The organism is Vibrio rotiferianus CAIM 577 = LMG 21460, from assembly GCF_002741985.1.
In the GTDB taxonomy this organism is placed as follows: domain Bacteria; phylum Pseudomonadota; class Gammaproteobacteria; order Enterobacterales; family Vibrionaceae; genus Vibrio; species Vibrio rotiferianus.
The window spans coordinates 150,992-172,003 of sequence record NZ_APHW01000014.1 but is presented as its reverse complement, the minus strand read 5'-3'; the positions used below and the strand labels follow the sequence as shown (position 1 = coordinate 172,003).

The 21,012-nt window shown below is 45.3% G+C and carries 25 protein-coding genes; 13 read left to right on the top strand and 12 right to left on the bottom strand.

Features of this window, described 5'->3' with window-relative positions:
- Positions 1-906: a mechanosensitive ion channel family protein gene (locus B853_RS07110; protein ID WP_128826837.1), complete on the top strand. Its 906-nt coding sequence runs from the start codon at positions 1-3 to the stop codon at positions 904-906.
- A 92-nt stretch (positions 907-998) separates the two neighbouring features.
- Here the strand turns inward: B853_RS07110 and B853_RS07105 are convergent, their stop codons facing one another.
- A complete protein-coding gene (locus B853_RS07105; protein WP_038883720.1) occupies positions 999-3,041 on the bottom strand; it encodes a sensor histidine kinase in 2,043 nt (680 codons plus the stop codon).
- A complete protein-coding gene (locus tag B853_RS07100) occupies positions 3,031-4,482 on the bottom strand; it encodes a sigma-54-dependent transcriptional regulator (protein WP_038883722.1) in 1,452 nt (483 codons plus the stop codon). Before B853_RS07100 ends, B853_RS07105 begins: the two co-directional genes overlap by 11 nt.
- A gap of 343 nt (positions 4,483-4,825) precedes the next feature.
- On the opposite strand from B853_RS07100, the gene B853_RS07095 reads away from it, so the two are divergent.
- The 6 genes from B853_RS07095 (at position 4,826) to B853_RS07070 (ending at position 9,793) form a co-directional block, all read left to right on the top strand.
- Complete coding sequence (locus B853_RS07095) at positions 4,826-5,644, top strand: ABC transporter substrate-binding protein (protein WP_005441551.1); 819 nt, start codon at positions 4,826-4,828, stop codon at positions 5,642-5,644.
- Between the two features lie 6 nt (positions 5,645-5,650).
- Complete coding sequence (locus tag B853_RS07090) at positions 5,651-6,349, top strand: ABC transporter permease (protein ID WP_005427748.1); 699 nt, start codon at positions 5,651-5,653, stop codon at positions 6,347-6,349.
- Between the two features lie 43 nt (positions 6,350-6,392).
- Entirely contained in the window at positions 6,393-7,112 is a 720-nt protein-coding gene (locus B853_RS07085) for an energy-coupling factor ABC transporter ATP-binding protein (RefSeq protein WP_038883724.1), read from the top strand.
- Positions 7,090-7,677: a molybdenum cofactor guanylyltransferase MobA gene (gene mobA, locus B853_RS07080; RefSeq protein ID WP_005441549.1), complete on the top strand. Its 588-nt coding sequence runs from the start codon at positions 7,090-7,092 to the stop codon at positions 7,675-7,677. Before B853_RS07085 ends, mobA begins: the two co-directional genes overlap by 23 nt.
- Complete coding sequence (locus B853_RS07075) at positions 7,674-9,452, top strand: bifunctional molybdopterin-guanine dinucleotide biosynthesis adaptor protein MobB/molybdopterin molybdotransferase MoeA (protein ID WP_038883726.1); 1,779 nt, start codon at positions 7,674-7,676, stop codon at positions 9,450-9,452. Before mobA ends, B853_RS07075 begins: the two co-directional genes overlap by 4 nt.
- Before the next feature lie 74 nt (positions 9,453-9,526).
- Positions 9,527-9,793, top strand: coding sequence for a DUF2960 domain-containing protein (locus B853_RS07070; protein ID WP_005377584.1), 267 nt, complete (start codon positions 9,527-9,529; stop codon positions 9,791-9,793).
- 77 nt (positions 9,794-9,870) lie between these two features.
- On the opposite strand, the gene B853_RS07065 is transcribed toward B853_RS07070, so the two are convergent.
- The 3 genes from B853_RS07065 to B853_RS07055 form a co-directional block, all read right to left on the bottom strand.
- Positions 9,871-10,368: a hypothetical protein gene (locus B853_RS07065; RefSeq protein ID WP_038884805.1), complete on the bottom strand. Its 498-nt coding sequence runs from the start codon at positions 10,366-10,368 to the stop codon at positions 9,871-9,873.
- 192 nt (positions 10,369-10,560) lie between these two features.
- Positions 10,561-11,469 (bottom strand): N-acetylglucosamine kinase, encoded by a 909-nt coding sequence (nagK, locus tag B853_RS07060; protein WP_010448284.1) that lies wholly within the window; start codon positions 11,467-11,469, stop codon positions 10,561-10,563.
- 172 nt (positions 11,470-11,641) lie between these two features.
- Positions 11,642-12,391: a tRNA-uridine aminocarboxypropyltransferase gene (locus B853_RS07055; RefSeq protein WP_038884803.1), complete on the bottom strand. Its 750-nt coding sequence runs from the start codon at positions 12,389-12,391 to the stop codon at positions 11,642-11,644.
- A 179-nt stretch (positions 12,392-12,570) separates the two neighbouring features.
- On the opposite strand from B853_RS07055, the gene B853_RS07050 reads away from it, so the two are divergent.
- Both B853_RS07050 and B853_RS26885 read left to right on the top strand, forming a co-directional pair.
- The gene (locus B853_RS07050) at positions 12,571-13,389 is read left to right on the top strand and encodes a sterol desaturase family protein (protein ID WP_038884800.1); all 819 of its coding nucleotides are present in this window, start codon (positions 12,571-12,573) and stop codon (positions 13,387-13,389) included.
- Entirely contained in the window at positions 13,386-13,610 is a 225-nt protein-coding gene (locus tag B853_RS26885; protein ID WP_050568957.1) for a DUF7661 family protein, read from the top strand. Before B853_RS07050 ends, B853_RS26885 begins: the two co-directional genes overlap by 4 nt.
- Here the strand turns inward: B853_RS26885 and B853_RS07040 are convergent.
- The 7 genes from B853_RS07040 to B853_RS07010 form a co-directional block, all read right to left on the bottom strand.
- Positions 13,583-14,041 (bottom strand): GNAT family N-acetyltransferase, encoded by a 459-nt coding sequence (locus tag B853_RS07040; RefSeq protein ID WP_038884799.1) that lies wholly within the window; start codon positions 14,039-14,041, stop codon positions 13,583-13,585. The two genes, B853_RS26885 and B853_RS07040, sit on opposite strands and share 28 nt — an antisense overlap.
- Before the next feature lie 16 nt (positions 14,042-14,057).
- Positions 14,058-14,276: a hypothetical protein gene (locus B853_RS07035; protein ID WP_038884798.1), complete on the bottom strand. Its 219-nt coding sequence runs from the start codon at positions 14,274-14,276 to the stop codon at positions 14,058-14,060.
- Between the two features lie 36 nt (positions 14,277-14,312).
- Positions 14,313-14,696, bottom strand: a complete 384-nt coding sequence (locus B853_RS07030) for a hypothetical protein (RefSeq protein ID WP_010448293.1) — start codon at positions 14,694-14,696, stop codon at positions 14,313-14,315.
- A 189-nt stretch (positions 14,697-14,885) separates the two neighbouring features.
- Positions 14,886-14,993 carry a YceK/YidQ family lipoprotein gene (locus tag B853_RS07025; RefSeq protein ID WP_227741912.1) on the bottom strand — a complete coding sequence of 36 codons (108 nt, stop codon included), beginning with the start codon at positions 14,991-14,993 and terminating at the stop codon, positions 14,886-14,888.
- Between the two features lie 5 nt (positions 14,994-14,998).
- Positions 14,999-15,442: an NUDIX hydrolase gene (locus tag B853_RS07020; RefSeq protein ID WP_038884797.1), complete on the bottom strand. Its 444-nt coding sequence runs from the start codon at positions 15,440-15,442 to the stop codon at positions 14,999-15,001.
- Positions 15,432-15,848, bottom strand: a complete 417-nt coding sequence (locus tag B853_RS07015) for an NUDIX domain-containing protein (protein WP_038884795.1) — start codon at positions 15,846-15,848, stop codon at positions 15,432-15,434. Before B853_RS07015 ends, B853_RS07020 begins: the two co-directional genes overlap by 11 nt.
- Before the next feature lie 252 nt (positions 15,849-16,100).
- Complete coding sequence (locus B853_RS07010; protein WP_038884793.1) at positions 16,101-16,499, bottom strand: GFA family protein; 399 nt, start codon at positions 16,497-16,499, stop codon at positions 16,101-16,103.
- A 285-nt stretch (positions 16,500-16,784) separates the two neighbouring features.
- On the opposite strand from B853_RS07010, the gene B853_RS07005 reads away from it, so the two are divergent.
- The 4 genes from B853_RS07005 to B853_RS06990 all read left to right on the top strand — a co-directional run bounded on the left by B853_RS07005 (position 16,785) and on the right by B853_RS06990 (position 20,956).
- Positions 16,785-17,759, top strand: a complete 975-nt coding sequence (locus tag B853_RS07005) for a tripartite tricarboxylate transporter substrate binding protein (protein WP_038884792.1) — start codon at positions 16,785-16,787, stop codon at positions 17,757-17,759.
- Between the two features lie 229 nt (positions 17,760-17,988).
- Positions 17,989-18,483, top strand: coding sequence for a tripartite tricarboxylate transporter TctB family protein (locus B853_RS07000; RefSeq protein ID WP_038884791.1), 495 nt, complete (start codon positions 17,989-17,991; stop codon positions 18,481-18,483).
- A 20-nt stretch (positions 18,484-18,503) separates the two neighbouring features.
- Positions 18,504-20,030 carry a tripartite tricarboxylate transporter permease gene (locus B853_RS06995; RefSeq protein WP_038884789.1) on the top strand — a complete coding sequence of 509 codons (1,527 nt, stop codon included), beginning with the start codon at positions 18,504-18,506 and terminating at the stop codon, positions 20,028-20,030.
- Between the two features lie 155 nt (positions 20,031-20,185).
- A complete protein-coding gene (locus tag B853_RS06990; protein WP_038884787.1) occupies positions 20,186-20,956 on the top strand; it encodes a sulfite exporter TauE/SafE family protein in 771 nt (256 codons plus the stop codon).
- Positions 20,957-21,012 lie beyond the last annotated feature (56 nt).

Genomic DNA, 21,012 nt, shown 5'->3' with positions numbered 1-21,012 from the left:
ATGAAAAAACTACTCACCGTATTGGCTCTTTCTCTACTAAGTACCTCTGTATTTGCGAGTGAAGAAATCGCAAGTGTGGATAACATTTCACAAATTGCCAGTTTAATTCGCTGGAGTGGCGTGTTCTTCTCAATCATTGTCATCGCCTGCACTTGGCTACTGCTCAAGTTTATGAGCTCGATGGTAGAGAGTATTGGTAGCCAGTTCGTCCAGTACAGAATGATGCTGCAAAAGCTACAGTCATTCTTGCAGTTCTTCATTTACTTAACGGCAGGCTCTGTCGTGTTTATGATGAGCTTTCGTATCAATGACCAAATCCTTGCGCTAATTGGTGGTACGTTAGCGGTCTCGGTTGGTTTCGCCATGAAAGACCTGGCGGCATCCTTTATTGCTGGTATGACCGTTATGGTTGACCGACCATTCCAAGTTGGTGACCGCGTCACCTTTGAGGGAAACTACGGCGACATTATTGCAATTGGTCTACGCTCTGTTCGTATGCGCACCCTAACCGATGACATCATTACGATTCCAAACAACAAGTTCTTGAGTGAAGTGGTGGTCAGCGGTAACTATGGCGCATTGGATATGCAGGTGGTGATTCCTTTCTATGTGGGCATGAATGAAGACATTACATTAGCACGTGACTTGATTCAGGAAGCAGCATCCTCAAGCCGTTATATCCACCTACCTAAGCCAGTAACGGTTCTGGTGAAACAGACCATTACGGATAACTACCTAGCGATTCAGCTTACGTGTAAAGCTTACGTGGTAGATACCGCTTATGAGAAATTATTTGAGACCGACATTACGTTACGTGTAATGAAAGAGTTTAAGAAACACAGTATCAACCCCCCCCAAAAATCGCTGTACATACGGGTTAATTCGACGTCCTGCTTTAGCAGTTAAAAAAGAAGCAGATACTAAAAAGGGTCAGTGATTACCCTGACCCTTTTCTTTAATTGGTAAAACGAGTTCAAATGCCCAGTACCGACTATCACCTACGCGATATTCATCACGTCAAGCAACAGCTCAGCTTTCTTCGGTAGATAAATACTGAACGTACTGCCTTTGCCCCATTCTGATTCTGCTTTTAACTCGCCGCCCGTCTGGCTCAGAATACTTTGAGAAACCGACAGCCCCAGACCGGTACCGTCCCGTTTGGTGGTATAAAACGGTGAGAAAATACGGCTTAGGTTTTCTGGTTTAATACCACAACCTTCATCGGTCACATGAATCTCCGCGCCTTTTAATTCTCCGTCCTCTACCCAGTCTTTACTCACAACGGTCAGTTTGCCTGCCCCCTCCATCGCATGGATACCATTCATCTGCAAGTTAACCAAAATCTGCAGTAATTGGTGACGATTGACCTCTACAGATGTATGCGCTTGTAGATCCGTTACAAACTCAATATCGCGTTTCTTGGTTCCGGTTTTAACTAGCGTAATGCTCTCGTCGATGATTGGATTGACGTGCTGCCAAGTGATTTCATCTTGAACACCGCCCTGACGACTGTATTGCAGCAGGCTGCGAGTGATATTGCGAATACGGTCTATCTGAACATGAATCGCATCAATCTCTTCTTGAACGCGACTCGCTTCATCACCAAGTTCAAACTGAATCAACTCGACGTTACCAAGAATCACGGCCGTTGGGTTATTAATCTCGTGAGCAATACCCGCTGTTAGTTCGCCAAGCGCCGCAAGCTTTTCATTTACGACTAGCTTGTCTCGTGTTTGGTTAAGCAGTTGAATATGCAGCTCTAGCTCTTCAGTTTTATCTTTTAAACTGGCGGTTCGCTCTTGGACTTTACACTCTAATTGTGCTGCTGAGTATTTCAGTTCTAACTTTTGTTCTTCTAGCGCATCCAACATATTATCGAACTGCCGAGCCAACTGTGCCAACTCATGATGTTCATCTAGACCTAGTGGACCAATACGTTGTTCTTTACCTAGTTGGACCAACTTCACGACCTTGTAAATCCGTTCTATTGGACGAAACAAATCCCGTGAACCACGATACACCATCACACCAGAAGCCAATAAAAGCACCAAAGTAATGACGCTGATTTCGACAATGTTGGTCATGTATGCCTTAACAAACGGCCACATCAAATAACCAGTGTAAAGCATGCCAATGACGTTATCGTACTGGTCTTTGATAGGTTGATATGCCGTAATGTACCAAGCATCGTAAACAAAGGCTCTATCTACCCACTGCTCACCTTCATCTAGAACTTTGTTGTAAACCTCTGAACTGACTCGTGTGCCGATCGCACGCCCTAAACGTTGGTCACTATCTAAAGGAACATTGGTACTAACACGAAGATCATCCAAAAATACCGTCAGAGTTCCCACCGGACGTAGCCTGTCGTTATCGTTCAAATAGATAAGATCACGAATTTGATCGACCAGTACCGTACTGTTATTAAGCAGCAGTCCCCCATCTAAAAAACCAAGTAAGTCATTATGCTGGCTATAAACAGGGATAACCGTTCTACTCACTAAGCCACGAGCTTCTACGCCGCCATTTTTCAAAATAGGCACTTCAGCGCGTTTAGCGAGTTCTGGGTCAAGCTTCTCCAGCTCTTTTCTATCCAGTACATCGAAGAAAGATTCACGCTTGGTTAAATCCATAAAGCGGAATTTGTTTTCCATCGAGTTAACACGCTGAAAGGATAAAAAATCCAACCCGTAGCGTTTCTTCTGCTCGGTCACCCAAGTTTGCAGTTGTGCTTGTGGGAGATTTTGGTTCACTCGTGTACGGAAATCATATGAATCCGAGAACGCTTTAACGTAATTCGCTTGCTTTTGTTGCAGCAGCGTAATGCTGTTATTCGCAACGCCCAAACGCTCAGACACATCTAATAGCGCGTTTTGCCACGTATAGTGAATAGACCAATAGATCGTAATACCAATAAGGGCTATCAGCGTTAGGAAGATTGGCGCAGATGTTAAAATCAACAGTCGATAACGGACCATAGTTTTAAATCGATATGTCCATTTCGACATTCCTTTGTGTTGCTGCCAACTATTACTCGGCATAATCCTCGTCCTCGGAGTCCCACTCTTTGTATTTGCGCTCTAGCGTTTTTCGTGCCACTCCTAAGTCTCGAGACGCCGCTGACTTATTACCTTCGTGCAAATTAACCAATTGTTGAATATGCGCTTTTTCTACTTCTTTTAAGGTCCAAGAGTTTGGATAGCCCTCCCCAGAGAACGATTTACCTTCTTTGAACGTCGGTAGCTCTTCGCTATGTGACACGGTAATGGAAACATTAGGTAAAGCATGACCGCCATTGAGTTCACGCCAGTGATGCGCCGGCGGTTTACCTAACAAAATACAGCGCTCAATTAGGTTTTTAAGCTCACGAATGTTGCCCGGCCAATCGTATTCGCTCATTGCTTCCATATCTTCATGCGCCCACTTCGGTGCTTGCATGCCAAGTTCACTGGTCAGCATATTGCTAAAGTACGGCACCAGTTCAAACAAGTCGGTTTTACGCTCACGCAGAGGTGCGACTTCAATTTTTAACACGTTTAAACGGTAATAAAGGTCGCTTCGGAAATTACCTTTGTTGACTTCTTCTTGTAAGTTGCGGTTGGTCGCCGCGACAATGCGCACATCGATACTGATTTCACGCTCTGAGCCTACAGGACGAATCGTACGTTGCTCTAACACGCGCAAGAGTGACGCTTGCATGGATAAAGGCATTTCACCGATTTCATCAAGGAATAATGTGCCACCATTGGCTACGCGGAAAAGACCTTCGCGAGATTTCTTTGCGCCAGTAAAAGCCCCCGAGGTATGACCAAACAACTCACTCTCTAAAAGCTCTGGTGCAATCGCGCCACAGTTAAGTGGGACGAATGGGCCTGTTCGACCACTTGCTTGGTGAATGCCTCTCGCTACCAGTTCTTTACCCGTGCCCGACTCGCCTTCTACTAATACAGACGCACGAGACGGCGCAAACTGAGTGATCAGCTGTTTGAGCTGGCGAGTTTTTTCCGAGCCGCCAATAATCTCTGAGGTGTTGTGACGCTGATAGTCACGCTTCATCGCGTATTGCATGCGCTCGTTTAAGCGGCGATCCATACAACGACTGACCGCTTTCAACATCTGTTCTAGGTTAAATGGCTTGAGAATAAAGTCCGATGCGCCGAGCTGAAGTGCTCGAATCGCGATTTCTAAATCCGCGTAACCGGTCATGAAAATAACATCGGCGCGTTTGTCGTCATCCTCAAAGGCTTCTTCCCATTCAATCCCAGAACGCCCTGGCAAGTTGATATCCAACAGAATCAAATCGTAGTGGCGTGAGTTACGTAGCTCTTCCGCTTCTTCAATGCTGCCCGCTGTATCGACTTGCGAAAACAGTTTGCCCAGAGCCTTTTTAAGGATGGCTTGCATACCGAGTTCGTCATCAACGACCAGTACTGAAAAAGCGTTGTATTGTTGGTTTGTACTAATATGGGATTGAGTAGACATATTTACCCCAGTTGGATTGGAATGGGACAGAGTGTACCAAGTTTAAACAGAGATACCCTACAAAAAGTGCGACATTTTGTACCAACGCAAATTTTTATGCAAATAAGTCCATGAATTAGCGCATAAATCAAACATTTTGAGCTTGTAAAATGTTGGCATCTTGTTTGCTATATGGAGTGTCCAAGTGACCTCAGGATGTGGGAGACATCAATGCAATACCATCGCTTCTCACTCCCTCACCCTAAGGTGGCTTGTGATTTGAGCGCTCTCTGACGCTCTGGCGACTTCTTTAGTAACCCAAGACTTAAGAAGCCAAAGAATCATTGGAAAGGAAACAACTAAAATGAAAAAAATTGCGCTGACTCTAGCTGCAACGTCAATCACTCTTGTAAGCTACTCTGCTTTTTCAGCTCAAGATGGCGAACACATTCGTCTGGCGACAACAACAAGTACTTACCATTCTGGCTTACTAGACTACCTCCTACCTCAATTTGAAAAAGACACTGGCTACAAAGTGGATATCATCGCTGCTGGTACTGGTAAAGCGCTGAAGATGGGTGAAAACGGCGACGTTGATTTGGTTATGACACACGCTCCTAAAGCAGAAGGTGTGTTTGTTGAGAACGGCTACGGCGTCCTTCCTCGTAAACTGATGTATAACGATTTCGTTATCGTTGGCCCTAAAGCTGACCCTGCGCAAGTAAAAGACGATGCGTCAGTACTAGACGTATTCAAAGAGATCGCAAACAAAGACGCGACGTTCATCTCTCGTGGCGATGATTCTGGTACACACAAAAAAGAATTGGGCATCTGGGCGCAAACTAAGATGGAACCAAACTTTGGTGGCTACCGCAGTGTAGGCCAAGGCATGGGCCCTACTCTAAACATGGCGTCAGAAATGCAAGGCTACACCATGACTGACCGTGGCACTTGGTTGGCTTACCAAAACAAATTGGATCTTGCGATTCTATTCCAAGGCGACGAAAAACTGTTTAACCCGTACCAAGTGATTTTGGTTAACCCAGAGCGTTACCCAACCATCAACTACCAAGGTGCGAAGGCTTTCAGTGACTGGTTGGTGAATCCACGCGGTCAGGAGCTGATCAATGGCTTCCGTCTGAATGGTAAACAATTGTTCGTTGCGAATGCTGAGAGCAAATAACGCAATATGAATCTTGCTGATACAACACTAGAAGCCCTGCGCTTACTGGTGAATTTTGATGCAGACCTATGGGAGATCGTTGCGGTCTCCTTTAGTGTTTCTATTACGGCAATATCTTTGGTGGTATTGCCGTCTATTTTGATGTCCTTTGTCCTCGCCTACACCGACTTTCGTGGTAAGTGGTTCTTGCTGTCCATTGTGAACACCTTACAGGCGGTGCCAACGGTCGTAATTGGTTTGCTGTTGTACATGATGCTTTCAAGAGCAGGCCCTTTGGGTGATTGGCAAATGCTGTTTACGCAAAAAGCCATGATCTTAGGACAAATGATCGTCTGCTTTCCGGTTCTGGTTTCCATGATGCACGGTGCGCTTCAATCGAGTGACCGTCGCGCAGTTGAAACAGCGATTACGTTAGGTGCGTCAATCCCTCGTATCGCTGCTACTATGATCTGGGAGACACGTTTTCCTTTATTGGCGGCTATCATTGCGGGATTCTCACGAATCGTCACAGAGGTAGGCTGTTCAATGATGGTTGGTGGCAACATTATGGGCGTAACCCGTAATATTCCGACTGCCATTGCTATGGAAAGTAGTAAAGGTGCTTTTGCGCAAGGAGTTGCATTAGGAATTGTATTACTATCGTTAGCGTTAGCGCTCAACTTCCTCTTATCGAGCATGAGAGGCAAAGGCTATCTAAGAACATGAAGCAAGCAATCGACTCGCCATCGACCCAATGTAAGGGTGAATTATGACTATAAAAATTACCGCCGAGCAATTGTCCATGCGCTTTAAAGAGCGTGTGCTTTTCCACATCCCTGAATTGGCCATTGGTCCAAACGACGCGATTTACCTAAAAGGTGACAATGGCGTTGGTAAAACCACCCTACTCAAGATCCTTGCAGGTTTGCTCAAGCCTTCAACGGGTAAAGTGGTGGCACCGAAAGATACTTGGTTGAAGAAGTGGACACGTCGTAGTGGTCGTGTTGATGTGATTTATCTCCATCAATCTCCTTACCTTTTTGACGGCACTGTGTATGAAAACGTCGTTTATGGAGTTAAATATCAACAAGACACGGCAAAAGATAAGCGAGCTCAAGTTATTAGTGCGCTGCGCATGGTAGGGTTAGAAACCTTAGCCGACGAACACATCTCTGTATTGTCCGGCGGTGAAAAGCAACGCGTAGCAATGGCACGAGCTTGGATCTTAAAACCATCGATTTTGTTGATGGACGAACCAAGTGCCTCTCTCGACCAAGAGTCGATTGAACGTCTGGTTATCATGGCAAAAGATCTGCTTGATCGCGGTTCTAGTATTGTTGTGACTAGCCACCAAGCGAACGCGTTGACGGATTTATGTAAAAAACAGTGGTGGATTAAAGACAAGACTTTGGTAGAGTCTCCACTCTTGTATGTCATACCAAAAGAAACATCCCAAGAGAACGCATATGCTTCAGCCAACACAAACTAGTTGGGTCATTTTGGCTGGTGGTCAAGCCAGCCGCATGGGTGGAAAAGACAAAGGTCTGATCGAACTGAATCAGAAGCCACTCATCGAACACGTTATCGAACGTTTATCTCCGCAAACACCACGCATTCTAATCAATGCGAACCGAAACCAAGACGCCTACCGTGCGTTTGGTTTCGTCTTCAGCGATCAATTTAAAGATTTCCCAGGTCCGATGGGTGGTATCCACGCGGGCTTGGTTCATGCAGAAACCGATTGGGTTGGCTTCGTCCCTTGCGACAGCCCACAAATCAACACTGATCTTGTTGAACGTTTTTGCAATGCAGTAAAAGAAGACACCGATATTTTGGTTGCTCATGATGGCGACCACCAGCAGCCTGTCTTCACGCTTTACCACAAGCGCGTACTGCCAAAGCTGACCGCGTTTTTAGAACGTGGCGATCGTAAGATCATCCTACTCTACAAAGAGTGCAACACCAGTTACGTTGACTTTAGCGACTCACCAAACTGTTTCGTCAACTTAAATACGCCTGAAGAACTGGCGCAATTTGGACAACTCGAATCATGAAACACACGCTAAACATCCCTATTCTTGGTTTTGCTGCTTACTCTGGCACGGGCAAAACTACGCTACTTGAAGCATTGCTACCAAAGTTGACCGACGCGGGTTTACGCATCGGTATGCTAAAGCACGCACACCATAACTTCGATGTCGACCAACCGGGCAAAGACAGCCACCGCCTACGTAAAGCAGGCGCATCGCAAATGCTGATCTCTTCTCGTAACCGTTTTGCGCTGATGACAGAAACACCAGAGTCAGAATCGGAGTTTGATTACCTACTGACGCGTTTCGACGAAGACAAACTAGACGTGGTTTTAGTGGAAGGCTGCAAAAACATTGCCTTTCCTAAGATCGAATTGCACCGTGAAGAAGTCGGCAAGCCTTGGCTTCATCCAAACGATGAAAACATCATCGCGATTGCTTCAGACAGCGGCGAATTGGACTCTGAACTACCACAAATGAACATCAACGATCTTGAAGCAATTGCCCAGTTCGTTATTCAGTATGTTCAAGAAGCAAAAGCACCAAAGAGTAAAGAGAAAGAAGCCGCTTGCTGCGATACCCTTTCTCCAGCTTTCCTTTCTGTGGTTCAAGGACAAGAAAAGATCCTTTCTTTGGTGAACACGGTTGCTGAAACCGAAGCATGCAAGATTGAGGATGCATACGGCCGTGTGCTTGCAGATCACGTGGTGTCACCAGTAAATGTTCCGCAATACACCAACTCAGCGATGGACGGTTACGCGATTCGCGGTGATGACATCGAGCGCGACAACTACCAAGTGGTTGCTGAAGTGATGGCGGGTCATGCTTACGATCAGCCTTTAGAAGTTGGTCAAGCGGTTAAGATCATGACAGGCGCTCCAACACCTATCAATGGTGATACCGTTGTTATGCGTGAACAAGCTTCCCAAGACGGCGATACAGTCATGTTCAATGGTGCGAGCATCAAAACCGGTCAAAACGTTCGCCAAGCGGGTGAAGACTTAGCAATTGGTAGCGATGTGTTTACCGCAGGCACTCGCCTAGCCTCTCCTGAGATGGGCATGATTGCTTCTCTTGGCTTTGGTGAAGCGAACGTGTTCCGCAAGTTGAAAGTTGCTGTGTTCTCTACCGGTGACGAAGTTCAAGCGCCAGGTACAGATCAGAAAGCGAATTCAATCTACGATTCAAACCGTTTCACTATCATGGGCATGTTAGAGAAACTTGGCTGCGAAATTTTGGATTTCGGTATTCTAGAAGACAACGAGCAATTGATGATTGAAGCGCTCGAAAATGCTTCTGCGCAAGCCGACGTAGTGATGACTTCTGGCGGCGTTTCCGTTGGCGATGCCGATTACATTAAGCTGGCATTGGATAAGCTCGGTCAAATTGATTTCTGGCGTATCAACATGCGCCCAGGTCGTCCACTTGCGTTCGGTCAAATCAACGATAAGCCTTTCTTCGGTTTACCGGGTAACCCTGTGGCTGTGATGGTTTCATTCATTAACTTTGTTGAGCCTGCGCTGCGTAAGATGCAAGGTGAACAAGGTTGGAAGCCACTCAAAGTCAGTGCCATTGCAACAGAAAATCTGCGCTCTCGCCAAGGTCGTACCGAATTTAGCCGTGGTATTTACGAGCTAGACGAAACAGGTCGCCTAACCGTTCGCACAACAGGCAAACAAGGCTCTGGCATTCTGCGCTCTATGAGTGAGGCGAACTGTTTGATCGAAATCTCCCCTGCTGTTGATACAGTAAAAGCGGGAGAAAGCGTGACAATTATCCCGCTTCAAGGCAGAATCTAGGCCAATTCAGAATTCAAAGGTCAGCATGTCTGGCCTTTTTATTGATTACAGAAAAATTTTTCAGAGAGACAGCTATGGCTCGCACCATTCTTTACACTTACAAAGACCAAGACAAAGAACTGACGTTCTCGTACCAGCAACACCGCAACATTCAAGAAGCGGTTGCAGAAGCAGAAGGTATCGACATCACTGAGTTCCTAAAGATGGAGCAACAAATTGAAGCAGTATCTGATACTAAAGCGGTGCGTAACTACCGTGATAACTACTTCAGAAAATTAGGCTTTAGCAAGATCACCCTAGCTCAAAAAGAAAACTTGGGCGTAGGTAAAAAGAACAAATAAGCCTAACCAAATAGGTCAACGCAAAAAACTCGCGATTCGTCGCGAGTTTTTTATGCATGAAATCCAAGGGTAAGGCTTTATAACTGAGGCTCAACAATCACAAACTGGTTCGTTCCTGCAATTGGCGCATACCAATCACTGCCTTGGACATAGAAAGTCGCCCCATTAACGGTCACCGTAGTCGCTTCATTTGGCAACACATCGACTATCTTACCTGCCATTCCCTTATTTGCTACGACAGTGCTACTCGCTGTATTCACTTCGCTCTTTACTGAGACCGGTGGTTGCTCCACATAAATATACTGATCGCCACTTCGCTTGTAATAGACATTATCAACCACTGCATAAGTGATCCCCGCAATCACTAGGTACGTCGCGGTTCTTGGGATCTTGTTGTAATGATAAACACGGTGAACAGGTGCTTTATAAACGGGACGATAAACAGGTTTAACTACCACCACTTTCTTTACGTGTTTTTGGGGCTTAGGTGCTGGCAGCTTTGCAAGCGTCGGCGAGACCATACCAACTAAAGCGATACTAAGAACACCATACCGAAATCTTAATGAGTTGAACATCTTCATTCCTACTGTTCATGGAAGCAATGGAAACAGCTTATCAATCACGAGTTCAAGAGACGTAAATGAAGCGTAAAACTGGGTAAAGATAGCAACGGCATAACAGCAATAAAAAAGCCTCGCTTACCTTAAAGGGAAGCGAGGCTTTCAATCTTTGTCTTAAATGTTTTCTCTTAATGAAAACTCTGACGATTACTTGATATTTAGGAACGCAGCGCCGCGTACACCGCCTGAATCACCGTGTTTTGCTTTGATGATCTTCGGACATTTCGCTACAGAAAGTAGGTACTTAGGAATACGTTTTGGCATCTCTTCGTAAATCAGTTCGAAATTAGATAGACCACCACCCAACACAACTACATGTGGGTCAGTTGCAGTAAATAGGTTCGCAAAACAGATTGCTAGAAGCTCCATAAAGCGCTCAACGTGTTCAACCGCTTTTGCTTCGCCTTCTGCGTGTGACTTGATGATGTCGATCGCTTTCTTCTCTTCGCCGTAGTAATGCGTGTAAAGAAGTTCGAAACCACGACCAGATAGGTAGCTATCTAGACAGCCTTTCTTATCACAACCACAACCTAGTAACGGTGCGTTTTCACCTAGGTGGAACCAAGCATCAAGGGGAAGACGGGTATGACCCACCTCACCTGCTACGTGGTTACGACCAGAGAACACCTTACCTTCGTAGATGAAGCCGCCACCAAAGCCAGTACCAAGGATTAAGCCAAGTACCGATGGCTCGTCTTTAAGTTCCTCATCCCACGCTTCTGAAAGCGCAAAACAGTTTGCGTCGTTTTCGATTTTTACGCTGCGGCCAATTTTTGCTTCTAGATCCGCACGAAGTGGTTTACCTTTCGCCGCAGGTACGTTAACCGTTAGTACCGTTGCGTCATCGGCATCTTCCATACCAGGAAGACCAAGACCAATCGTACCTTCACAACCAAATTCAGCATCGTATTTGTTTACTAGACCTGCGATGGTTTCTACCAGCAAATCGTAGTTGTCTGTTGGTGTTGGTACACGTTCTGTTGCTACACGCTCAAGTTTATCGTTAAACGCACCAAACTCGATTTTAGTGCCACCGACATCAAAGCCGTAATACATGCAATTCTCTCCTAAAATGCTCAAACGACTCCCAAAAAATGCTGGAGTCAAAAATATAAACTTTAGGCATTATCCATATCTGTACGCCTGCAAACCGTGACCGAATGCAGATTTATCCCCTCATTAAAGCCAGTTGAACAACAAGCCATCAACAAAAGTTCATTCCTTAGAGTTAGCTCTCGATTTTAGCCCACTCTTTGAAACGTTTCAGATGCGGTCGAGACCAGTCAGTTTTCACGCGAGTTTTTGTTAGCATGTAAGTTTCACGGAATGCTTCAAACCACAATTGCAAGCACTCTGACGCTTGTTCTTCTCCCGCTTGTTTGAATACTAACGTCGCCACTTCAGCCGTAGATAAATGCTGCTCGTTATCTGAACGACGCATAATGTATTCAGACAGTGACTCCGGCTCAATAGAAAGCACAGGCAAAGATTTAAGAAACTCTGAACGGCGGAAGATCTTGCGAGCTTCACGCCAACTGCCATCAATGAAAATCAGCAGCCATTTTTTCTCTGAGCCATCGGCTGCCTTCAATCGCTCTGGATTCAAACCGTCTAACAAACGCTCAGGCTCATCGACGTAATCTGCGGGGAAGACAACCACAGGTTGATAAGCGTCGTTCTTTAGCAGCGCCAGCATCTCTTCAGAAGGTTCTGTGCGATTCCATTGATACACGTAGGTCTCTTGAATCGTATCAGCAATTAAACGCCCGGTATTGCTTGGTTTGAACACTTCGTTTTCCGACACAATCAGCATACACGCGATATTAGATTCGATGTTCGGTTGAATGTCGCACAAACAAAATTGCTCAGAAACCTGACAATATGGACAACGAACCACTTTACAACCACGAGCATTAAATGGCTTCGTTGAGATAGATTGACGGTGCTGGTATAAACGATGGAAAGCGTGGATTCTCATGGATAGAAAGTGCCAGTTGTTAGGGTCTTTTTAAAGTAGAGCGCGATTCTACTTGCATCGTCTGTTAGTCTCAAGGAATGCTCGCAAACAGACCGCAATTCACCTTCCTACCTTTCGGTGAAAGATACATTGATGTCGTAAGGTCTTAGGAGTTAAGCGAATTAATCAAGGAAATTAGAGTGACTGAAACTGCAATTAACGACCCTTCCTGGCTAAGGCTTAGCATCTTCATTGGTGTGTTGTTGCTCTGTACGCTATGGGAAAACAAGCTGCCGAGAAAGAAGCTTACCGTCGAGCGTTCATTTCGCTGGTTTAACAACCTTACGCTGGTCGCTCTAAATAGTGTCATCATTGCTATTGTCATGCCTATTGCCGCTTTCCAAGCTGCCATCATCGCTTATGAAAACCAATGGGGTCTACTCAATGCATTCACCTTACCAACTTGGTTACATGTGCTGATTGCCGTTGTGTTACTCGATCTCATCATCTATCTACAACATTTAGTCTTCCATCGCGTTAAACCGCTGTGGAAGCTTCACCGCATGCATCACGCCGATCTGGATATCGACGTCACCACAGGAACACGATTCCACCCGATAGAAATCATTCTCTCTATGGGGGTAAAAATCACCGCTGTTTTCGCTTTGGGCGTCTCTCCTATCGCCATCGTAGTGTTTGAAATTGTATTGAATGCTAGCGCGATGTTTAACCATAGCAATGCAAAGCTGCCACTGCCTTGGGACTCGAAGTTACGTAAGTTGGTTGTGACGCCAGACATGCACCGCGTGCACCACTCTGTCATCGCGCGAGAAACCCATTCTAACTTTGGTTTTTTCTTGTCTATCTGGGATCGTTTGTTTGGCACATACCGCGCTCAGCCGGAATTAGGTCATGATAATGTTGTGATTGGTGTTCCTGAGATCCGCGACAAAGATGAGCAAAGATTGGATAAACTGCTCACACAGCCATTTCGTTTTAAGGACAAGTCTTCTTTATGACCAGTTCGATGAAAGTGAATGTGTTTGGAAGAATCATGTTCGCGGAATGCAAAGGCGGAGTTTGGGCGCTTTATATCGACTCGGAAACATCTATAAAACGCCCTGTTAGAGATTTTGTTGTGCCGCCCTTTCTCGATGAAGATGAGTTACTGATCTACCTAGACGATATGTATCACGAATATGCGACTGCAACTCATCCCTGTGTGTTTCGAATGGAATAAACCAGCTTAACTTCCGTTGCAGGGTTGCCATTGGTTAATGAGAATAGCGTCGACCCCTCACTTTGTAGCACTTCAAAACCGAGAGCTTCAAAAAACACAACATTACCCGTCTCTTGTACACACCAGACGCTCAAACAATTCACCGAATCATATAACTCACACAAAGCCGCAATTAAGCGGCGAGCGGTGCCCTGTTTACGAGATGCTCTTTCGACGGCTAATCCCGATAATTGTAGTTCGCTGCTTGTTAATTTGACTTTGATGCAAGCAACCACCTTAGTTTCAATATAATAGGCGTAAGTGACCCATTCATCTTTGCCTGAAGTTGGTTTTGCGGTTTTGTTTGGGGAGTAGATTGCTCTCAGTTCATGAAAGCAATCTCTGGAAAGGGATTCGACCGAAGGGTCTCCACTAGAAACGTGTTGAAGCATTTATGCTCTGCTGGAATTAGGCTTTGATCAAATCGCGCTTCTTGTTTGATTGGGTTACGCCAACAAACAAGCCAATAACACCTAACACAATTGACGCAAGCGCTAACATACTCACATCTTGTTGTTTGTTGATAGCAGAGTAAACAAACGCAATCCCAAAAAAGATTGCACCAAAGCTAAAGCCAGAGATCGCTGCGAAAAGTCCAAAGCTCGCAAGATCCTTAACGTTGTTCATAACTCATCCCTGTTAGAAAACAATTTAAAAATAAAATTAGCGGAATATCTGACGAGAGTTTCTAACCCTGTTTGCACTCCATAACCATAACGATGCGGCTAAAGCAAAACCAAAGATCATTGATTGAAGTTGCAAAGGAACTTCATCGCTAAAAAGCCCAAAGTTGTAGTGTGCATATGAGGTAAAGACGACATCACTGCCCATCGTCAGAATCAACATCAATACCCCAGTGCGGCGGTGTTTAATAAGCAAATAGATTGAGAGTAAGTTTAATATCCCTAAACTCGTCCAGTAGCTATTAAGCCATTGCGGCACTTCGGTATATGGCAAGAAACCACCAGTTACGTTGTCATAAATATGTATAACGCTGCCTACAAGCAGATACGAACAAAGGATGAATACTGCAAACTTTTCCTTCATTGTTGGCTTCCTTATCATCGTTTTGATGGCGAATCATACTAGACTATGCGAGATATCAATAATTTGATGTTCATTTTTGAGAGCGATCATGCTTTAAAAACGGCTATCTCAGTCCCAAAGTCACACATTCTCGCGGTTGAACACCAATACCCAAAGAATAGTCGTTCATCAGAAAGGTCGCATAACTACTTAATTAACGTCTATTGAGCCTTTTTCAGCTTGCATGGTGATTGTGTACGGTAAGACCAAGGTGTCGGCAATAGCCGAAAAAACGGTATCGAATACAAAGAACGGCACTCCGTCTAGTTTTTTTCCTCTTCAGATACTGGTAAATCAATCTTACCGAGGCGGATAAACTCACGAACCTGCTCTAAAGCACGTTGAAAAACAGGATGCGCGTGTGAAGTGATATCTTGCGTAATGTCATGCCAATAGAAAGCGAAATGATGTCCACCATCATCTTTTGTATGAAATACCCATTGTTCTGGAAGAGCCCCGCACTCACATAAAACAAAATGCCACACTTGCTCTTGGAACTCACTTTCCCAACTGCCTAAATATCTTGTTTGCTTTACTTGATCAATGCCCGACTCTTCTGCTAGTTCCCTTTTAGCGGCACTTAACAAATCACCATCAAATGATTCGACGGTACCTTTCACCAACTGGATACCAGCAAGAGGATGCTTGAAAAGAAGAATCTCACTATTTTGGTTTCTCAACACCAATGGACATACTTTATCGACCACCAAACCATTCCTTATTTCTTAAACAAAGCTTTTTTGCTTCAATTGGATAAAGGTTGAGAGGGGCTATTTCTTCATAGCCAACCCATTTTAACTTGTATTGATTAGTATCCGATCTTCGCTGTTGTTCAGGGCCGCAGCCAAGTCTTACTATTGGATTGTCGACATACGATAGAAAGTAATGTTCGATTCGCGCTTGATTTCGAATCTCGAACACATACTCCAACAAATCGAGTACTATGCTTGTCTCTTCCAGCGCTTCTCTCTTCGCTGCCTCAACTATTGATTCATCACTCTCTACTGAGCCGCCCGGGAAAACATGATAATTTCTTCCGTCCTTGCTCCTCTCAATGAGCAATAATTGGAAGTTTCGGTTAATCAAAACTACCCCTGCGCGCTGTTGCTTCATCTAAGAGCGCCTCCCTGCGCCACCTATCATGTCTTTGCATAAACCTTATGTGCAACATATTACACAACTTAATAACAACCGTAACGCCTATTGTAAGAGGTTATTGTTTTTAGGTGAAAAAAAACCGAGGTAACCTAGCTTTCTCAATCTTTAGCTCACGCCACTTTGTACTTGCTGATAGACAATCAAAAATAAACCTGCAAATACCGCTACTGTCAGTAAAACCTTTAACCAGAGAAACTTCATTATGATCTACTCTTCAGGCGCGTATTGGTCAAAAACTTCTTGAGCTGTCATTTTCTTGCTGTGTGGCTGCAGATCATAGTACGCAGGCTTCTCGTCAGTGAAGATCTCTAAGCTTAATTTGAAATCTGGCTCATTAAATAATCCCGCAGAAAGAATGTATTCATCCGTTGCCAATAAGTGGTAATAGATGTTCGTGCCGCATTCACCACAAAAACCTCGTACTGCCCATTGGGATGATTGATAGCGTTTGGGCTCAGCACCACTAAATGTCACACCGGGGCCGCAATGCACCGCATGCAAAGGCCCACTTGACCACTTTCGACACATATCGCAATGGCAAAAGCTCACTTCATTGTGTTTAGGCGCGGTCACTTCAATAGCGCCACATAAACAGGTTCCTTTCATCGCTGTCACTCCCTATTAAACCTCCATTATTATGGCGTTTTAAGGCGCCCAATTGATGTGACCAATCTAGTCTTTTATTAAATCCAGCCTTGGATCCCTTTTTCATGAACTTTATGAACAAAACGTCGTTTATGCTCAATATTCTCTTTATCTACGCATTAGAGACATCACGTTAACACCTTATTAACCTTTAGCTCATCACTAGCGAGTCACCCTACCTCGCTAGGAGAACAAATAATAAGACTCTTCAAAACAAGAGAGTCACCAACATAAGGAACGTGAAACATGTTAAAGGTACTCAAACCAACGCTCGCCGCATCCATCATTGCAGCTTCATTTTCTTTCCACGCTTTTGCTGCTGATGTTGAAAAAATCCACTTTCTAATCCCAGGTGGTGCTGGTGGCGGTTGGGATATGACGGCTCGTGGTACAGGTGATGTACTGGTTAAATCCGACATCGTTGAAAGTGTCTCTTTCCAAAACCTCTCTGGTGGCGGTGGTGGCAAAGCGATTGCACACCTCATCGAAACCGCTGAACGCCAACCTGACACACTAATGGTGAACTCCACCCCAATCGTTGTTCGTTCACTGACGGGTATCTTCCCGCAGTCTTTCCGAGATCTGACGCCAGTAGCCGCAACGATTGCTGATTACGGCGCTATCGTGACCTCCGCGGATTCGAAATACAACACATGGGAAGATGTGGTCAAAGATTTCGAATCTAACCCACGTAAAGTCAAAATCGCAGGCGGTTCTGCTCGTGGCTCTATGGATCACTTAGTCGTAGCAGCCGCATTTAAGGGTGAAGGCTTCGATGCACGTACAGTTCGCTACATCGCGTACGATGCCGGCGGTAAAGCAATGGCAGCACTTCTGTCTGGCGAAACACAATTGCTTTCAACCGGTCTTGGCGAAGTGCTAGAGATGTCGAAATCTGGTCAGGTAAAAGTACTGGCGATTACGGCACCAAAACGTCTAGACGCTGCACCAAATATCCCTACCCTGAAAGAATATGGCAATGAGACTGTGTTCGCGAACTGGCGTGGTTTCTTTGCCGCTCCTGGCACGAGCCAAGCCAAGCTCGACGAATGGAACGCAGCTCTGACCAAAATGTACAAAACGGACGAATGGCAAGTTGTTCGTGATCGCAATGGTTGGATTGACAACTACAAAGCGGATAAAGAGTTCTTCGCGTTCCTAGAAGAGCAAGAGCAGCAAATGGGCGATCTAATGCGCGAATTAGGTTTCCTTAAAAAGTAATAACTCCCATCCGAGTTTGTGGGGTTAGCTATCCCTAGTCCCGTTGTATTTGCACTCTAATTTCACCGTATATGGGCATTGTCGATATTCGACAAGTAAAAACTCCTTTGTTTATTGATTGGTAAACACTAAGTAACTCGACTAGCAGCGATGCGCTTAATTGTTAATGACTTGGTCCTTCTTCATTAACGCCCATATACGGTCTTTTCCTTTGTTCTAGGAGTTGGATATGTCTCATTCAACCAATATTTTTAGCAAAGAGAATTTGCTGTGCCGCGATCGTGTTGGCGCGATGATCTTTTTGTTGTTTTGCCTATGCTATGGCTACCAAACTACGCAAATCCCTCTCTTTCCCGGGGATGAATACGAACCCTTCACGGCTCGCACTTTACCGACCATTCTGACCTACGTCGGGATTGGTTTAGCGTTAATGCTATTGGTCACTGGTCAGCCCGATAAACAAAGCGGCGCTGTGATGTCATTCAACTGGAAATTGCTTATCGCCTTTTTAGTTTTGATGGCACTTTATGGTCTGGGTTTGACTTACATCGGCTTTGTATTAGCGACGGGATTCTTCCTGCTTGCGGGCTTTTACCTTCTTGGCGAACGACGTAAATCGGTGCTGTTTGGTGCCTCATTCCCGTTCGTTATCGCGTTTTACTTGTTGCTCACTCAAGGTCTGGATATCTACCTTGAGCCTGGTCTGATTTTCACCATCTGGTAGTCAAAAGAAAGGACTGAATTATGTTAGATGGAATTCTACAAGGTTTATCCACCGCCGTGATGCCAATGAACATCATGATGGTGATTGTTGGCTGTTTTGTCGGTACGTTTATCGGAATGCTACCGGGGCTTGGCCCTATTTCTGCCATCGCTCTGATGATCCCTATCACCTATGGTTTGGATCCGTCTTCGGGTCTGATTCTGATGGCAGGTGTTTACTATGGTGCGGTATTTGGTGGTTCAACTTCTTCTATTCTTATCAACGCACCGGGTTGTTCTTCAACCGTAGTCACCGCGTTTGATGGCTACCCAATGGCACAGAAAGGACAAGCGGGTAAAGCGCTAGCGCTGGCGGCTTACTCTTCTTTCACTGGTGGCACGCTTTCAGCCATCATGCTGCTTGTGGCTGCACCAGCGCTGGCTAACGTCTCGCTAAGCTTCCAATCTTCTGACTACTTTGCGCTAATGCTTCTTGGCTTATCCGCAGTGGCTGCGTTCGCAGGTAAAGGGCAAGTGATCAAAGCATGGATGATGACCATTCTAGGCTTGATGTTGTCTACCGTCGGCATTGATAAAGGCGTCGGTGTTGAGCGTTTCACCTTTGGTCTAACGGATTTAATGGACGGCTTCAGCTTCCTATTGTTGGCAATGGCGACCTTTGCACTTGGTGAAACTTTGATGGGCATTTTAAAGCCTTCCGAGGACACGCGTGATGAAGAGCAAGATAAGCTGAGCAACATTGGTTCGATGAAAGTCACCAAGGAAGAAATCAAAGAAGTAGCACCGGTTTCTATTCGCTCTTCAATCCTTGGCTTCTTTACTGGTGTGCTTCCGGGCGCAGGTGCAACCATCGCCGCCTTCTTAAGCTACGGCATGGAACGTAATCTTGCTCCAAAGGATAAAAAAGAACAGTTTGGTAAAGGCTGCATCCGAGGTTTGGTGGCTCCAGAGTCGGCGAACAACGCAGCATCAAGTGGTTCTTTCGTTCCTCTTTTGACTCTTGGTATCCCGGGATCTGGTACAACCGCAATCATGCTAGGAGCGTTAATCGCATACGGTATTCAACCGGGCCCTCGCCTGTTTGTTGAACATCCAGATGTGTTCTGGTCGGTAATTATCTCCATGTACTTCGGCAACATTGTGTTGGTGATTCTTAACCTACCGCTGATCCCATACATCTCAAAGCTGTTGGCAGTACCAAGAACCGTGTTGTTGCCGATGATTCTGTTCTTCTCCATTACGGGTGTGTATCTGGTTTCTTTCAACACCATGGACGTATTTGTGATGTTACTTGTGGCAATGGCTGCCATCGCGCTGAGGGTGGCAAATTTCCCTCTCGCACCGCTGTTGCTTGGCTTTATCCTTGGTGGATTAATGGAAGAGAACTTACGCCGTGCGTTGATGATTTCCGACGGTGAACTGAGCTTCTTATGGGAACGCCCAATCACACTGACATTCACAGTGCTTGCAGTACTGGTACTTGGCAGCCCACTGTTTGTAAAACTCTTTCAAAAGCTTAAAGCACAACCAGTGAAAGTTGAGCAATAAGCATTCTATCTCTCCCTCAAGATAGACCTTTGAAACCTAGCCACCCTCTGCGGTGGCTTTTTTATTGGACTAATCGCTACTTTATTTCTTTGAGTGAGTTGCGTAGTGTTAACAGTTATGAAACAAAAATTATAAGAACAAAAAAAGGACCTTTTATGCTGCTGGAATTTGCTCTCTTATTTGCTGCGGGCGTCGTTGGTGGGATCATGAACTCCGTCGCCGGTGGTGGTAGCTTCATTACCTTCCCTACATTGATGGCGGTTGGCGTGCCTCCCATCATGGCAAACGCGACGAATACTTATGCTTCTTGCGCAGGCTATATTAGTGGTGCAATCGGCTTTCGCGAAGAAATCATGAAGAACAAGCAAGAGCTGGCTTTCACTATCTCTTTCAGTTTGATTGGTGGCGCTGTCGGTGCTTATCTTCTGCTGAATACGCCAGAATCTGTTTTTCTTGAAGCGATTCCATGGCTACTGTTATTCGCAACCGTGCTCTTTTTAACTGGCTCGCGCATGACTGCGTTGATTAAGCCTCTGACCAAAGAGAGCAAACACGCTGGCATTTTAGGCATAATAGCTTTGAGCCTGCTTTTAGTTGGAGTTTCTGCTTATGGTGGTTTCTTTAACGCGGGGCTAGGCGTGATCGTCTTGAGTTATTTAGTGGTTGCAGGACACCAAGACATCAACTTAATGAACGGGCTTAAGCTTCTGGTTTCGACCTGTGTTTCCCTGATTGCTATCGTGATCTTTGTTGCTAACGGTTCAATCGATTGGACCAAAGGCAGCGTTGTAATGGTTGGCACTTTAGTTGGCGGCTACTTAGCTGCACGAATCTCCCGTCAACTAAACCCAAACCATGTAAGAGGCTTCGTTGCCCTTTCTTCTATCGCCATCACTATCTACTTTTTTATCGATGTTTACACTTAAAAATCGAGCCTCAAGCGATAACATAAATATATGAACTTATTTACATTTACCATACA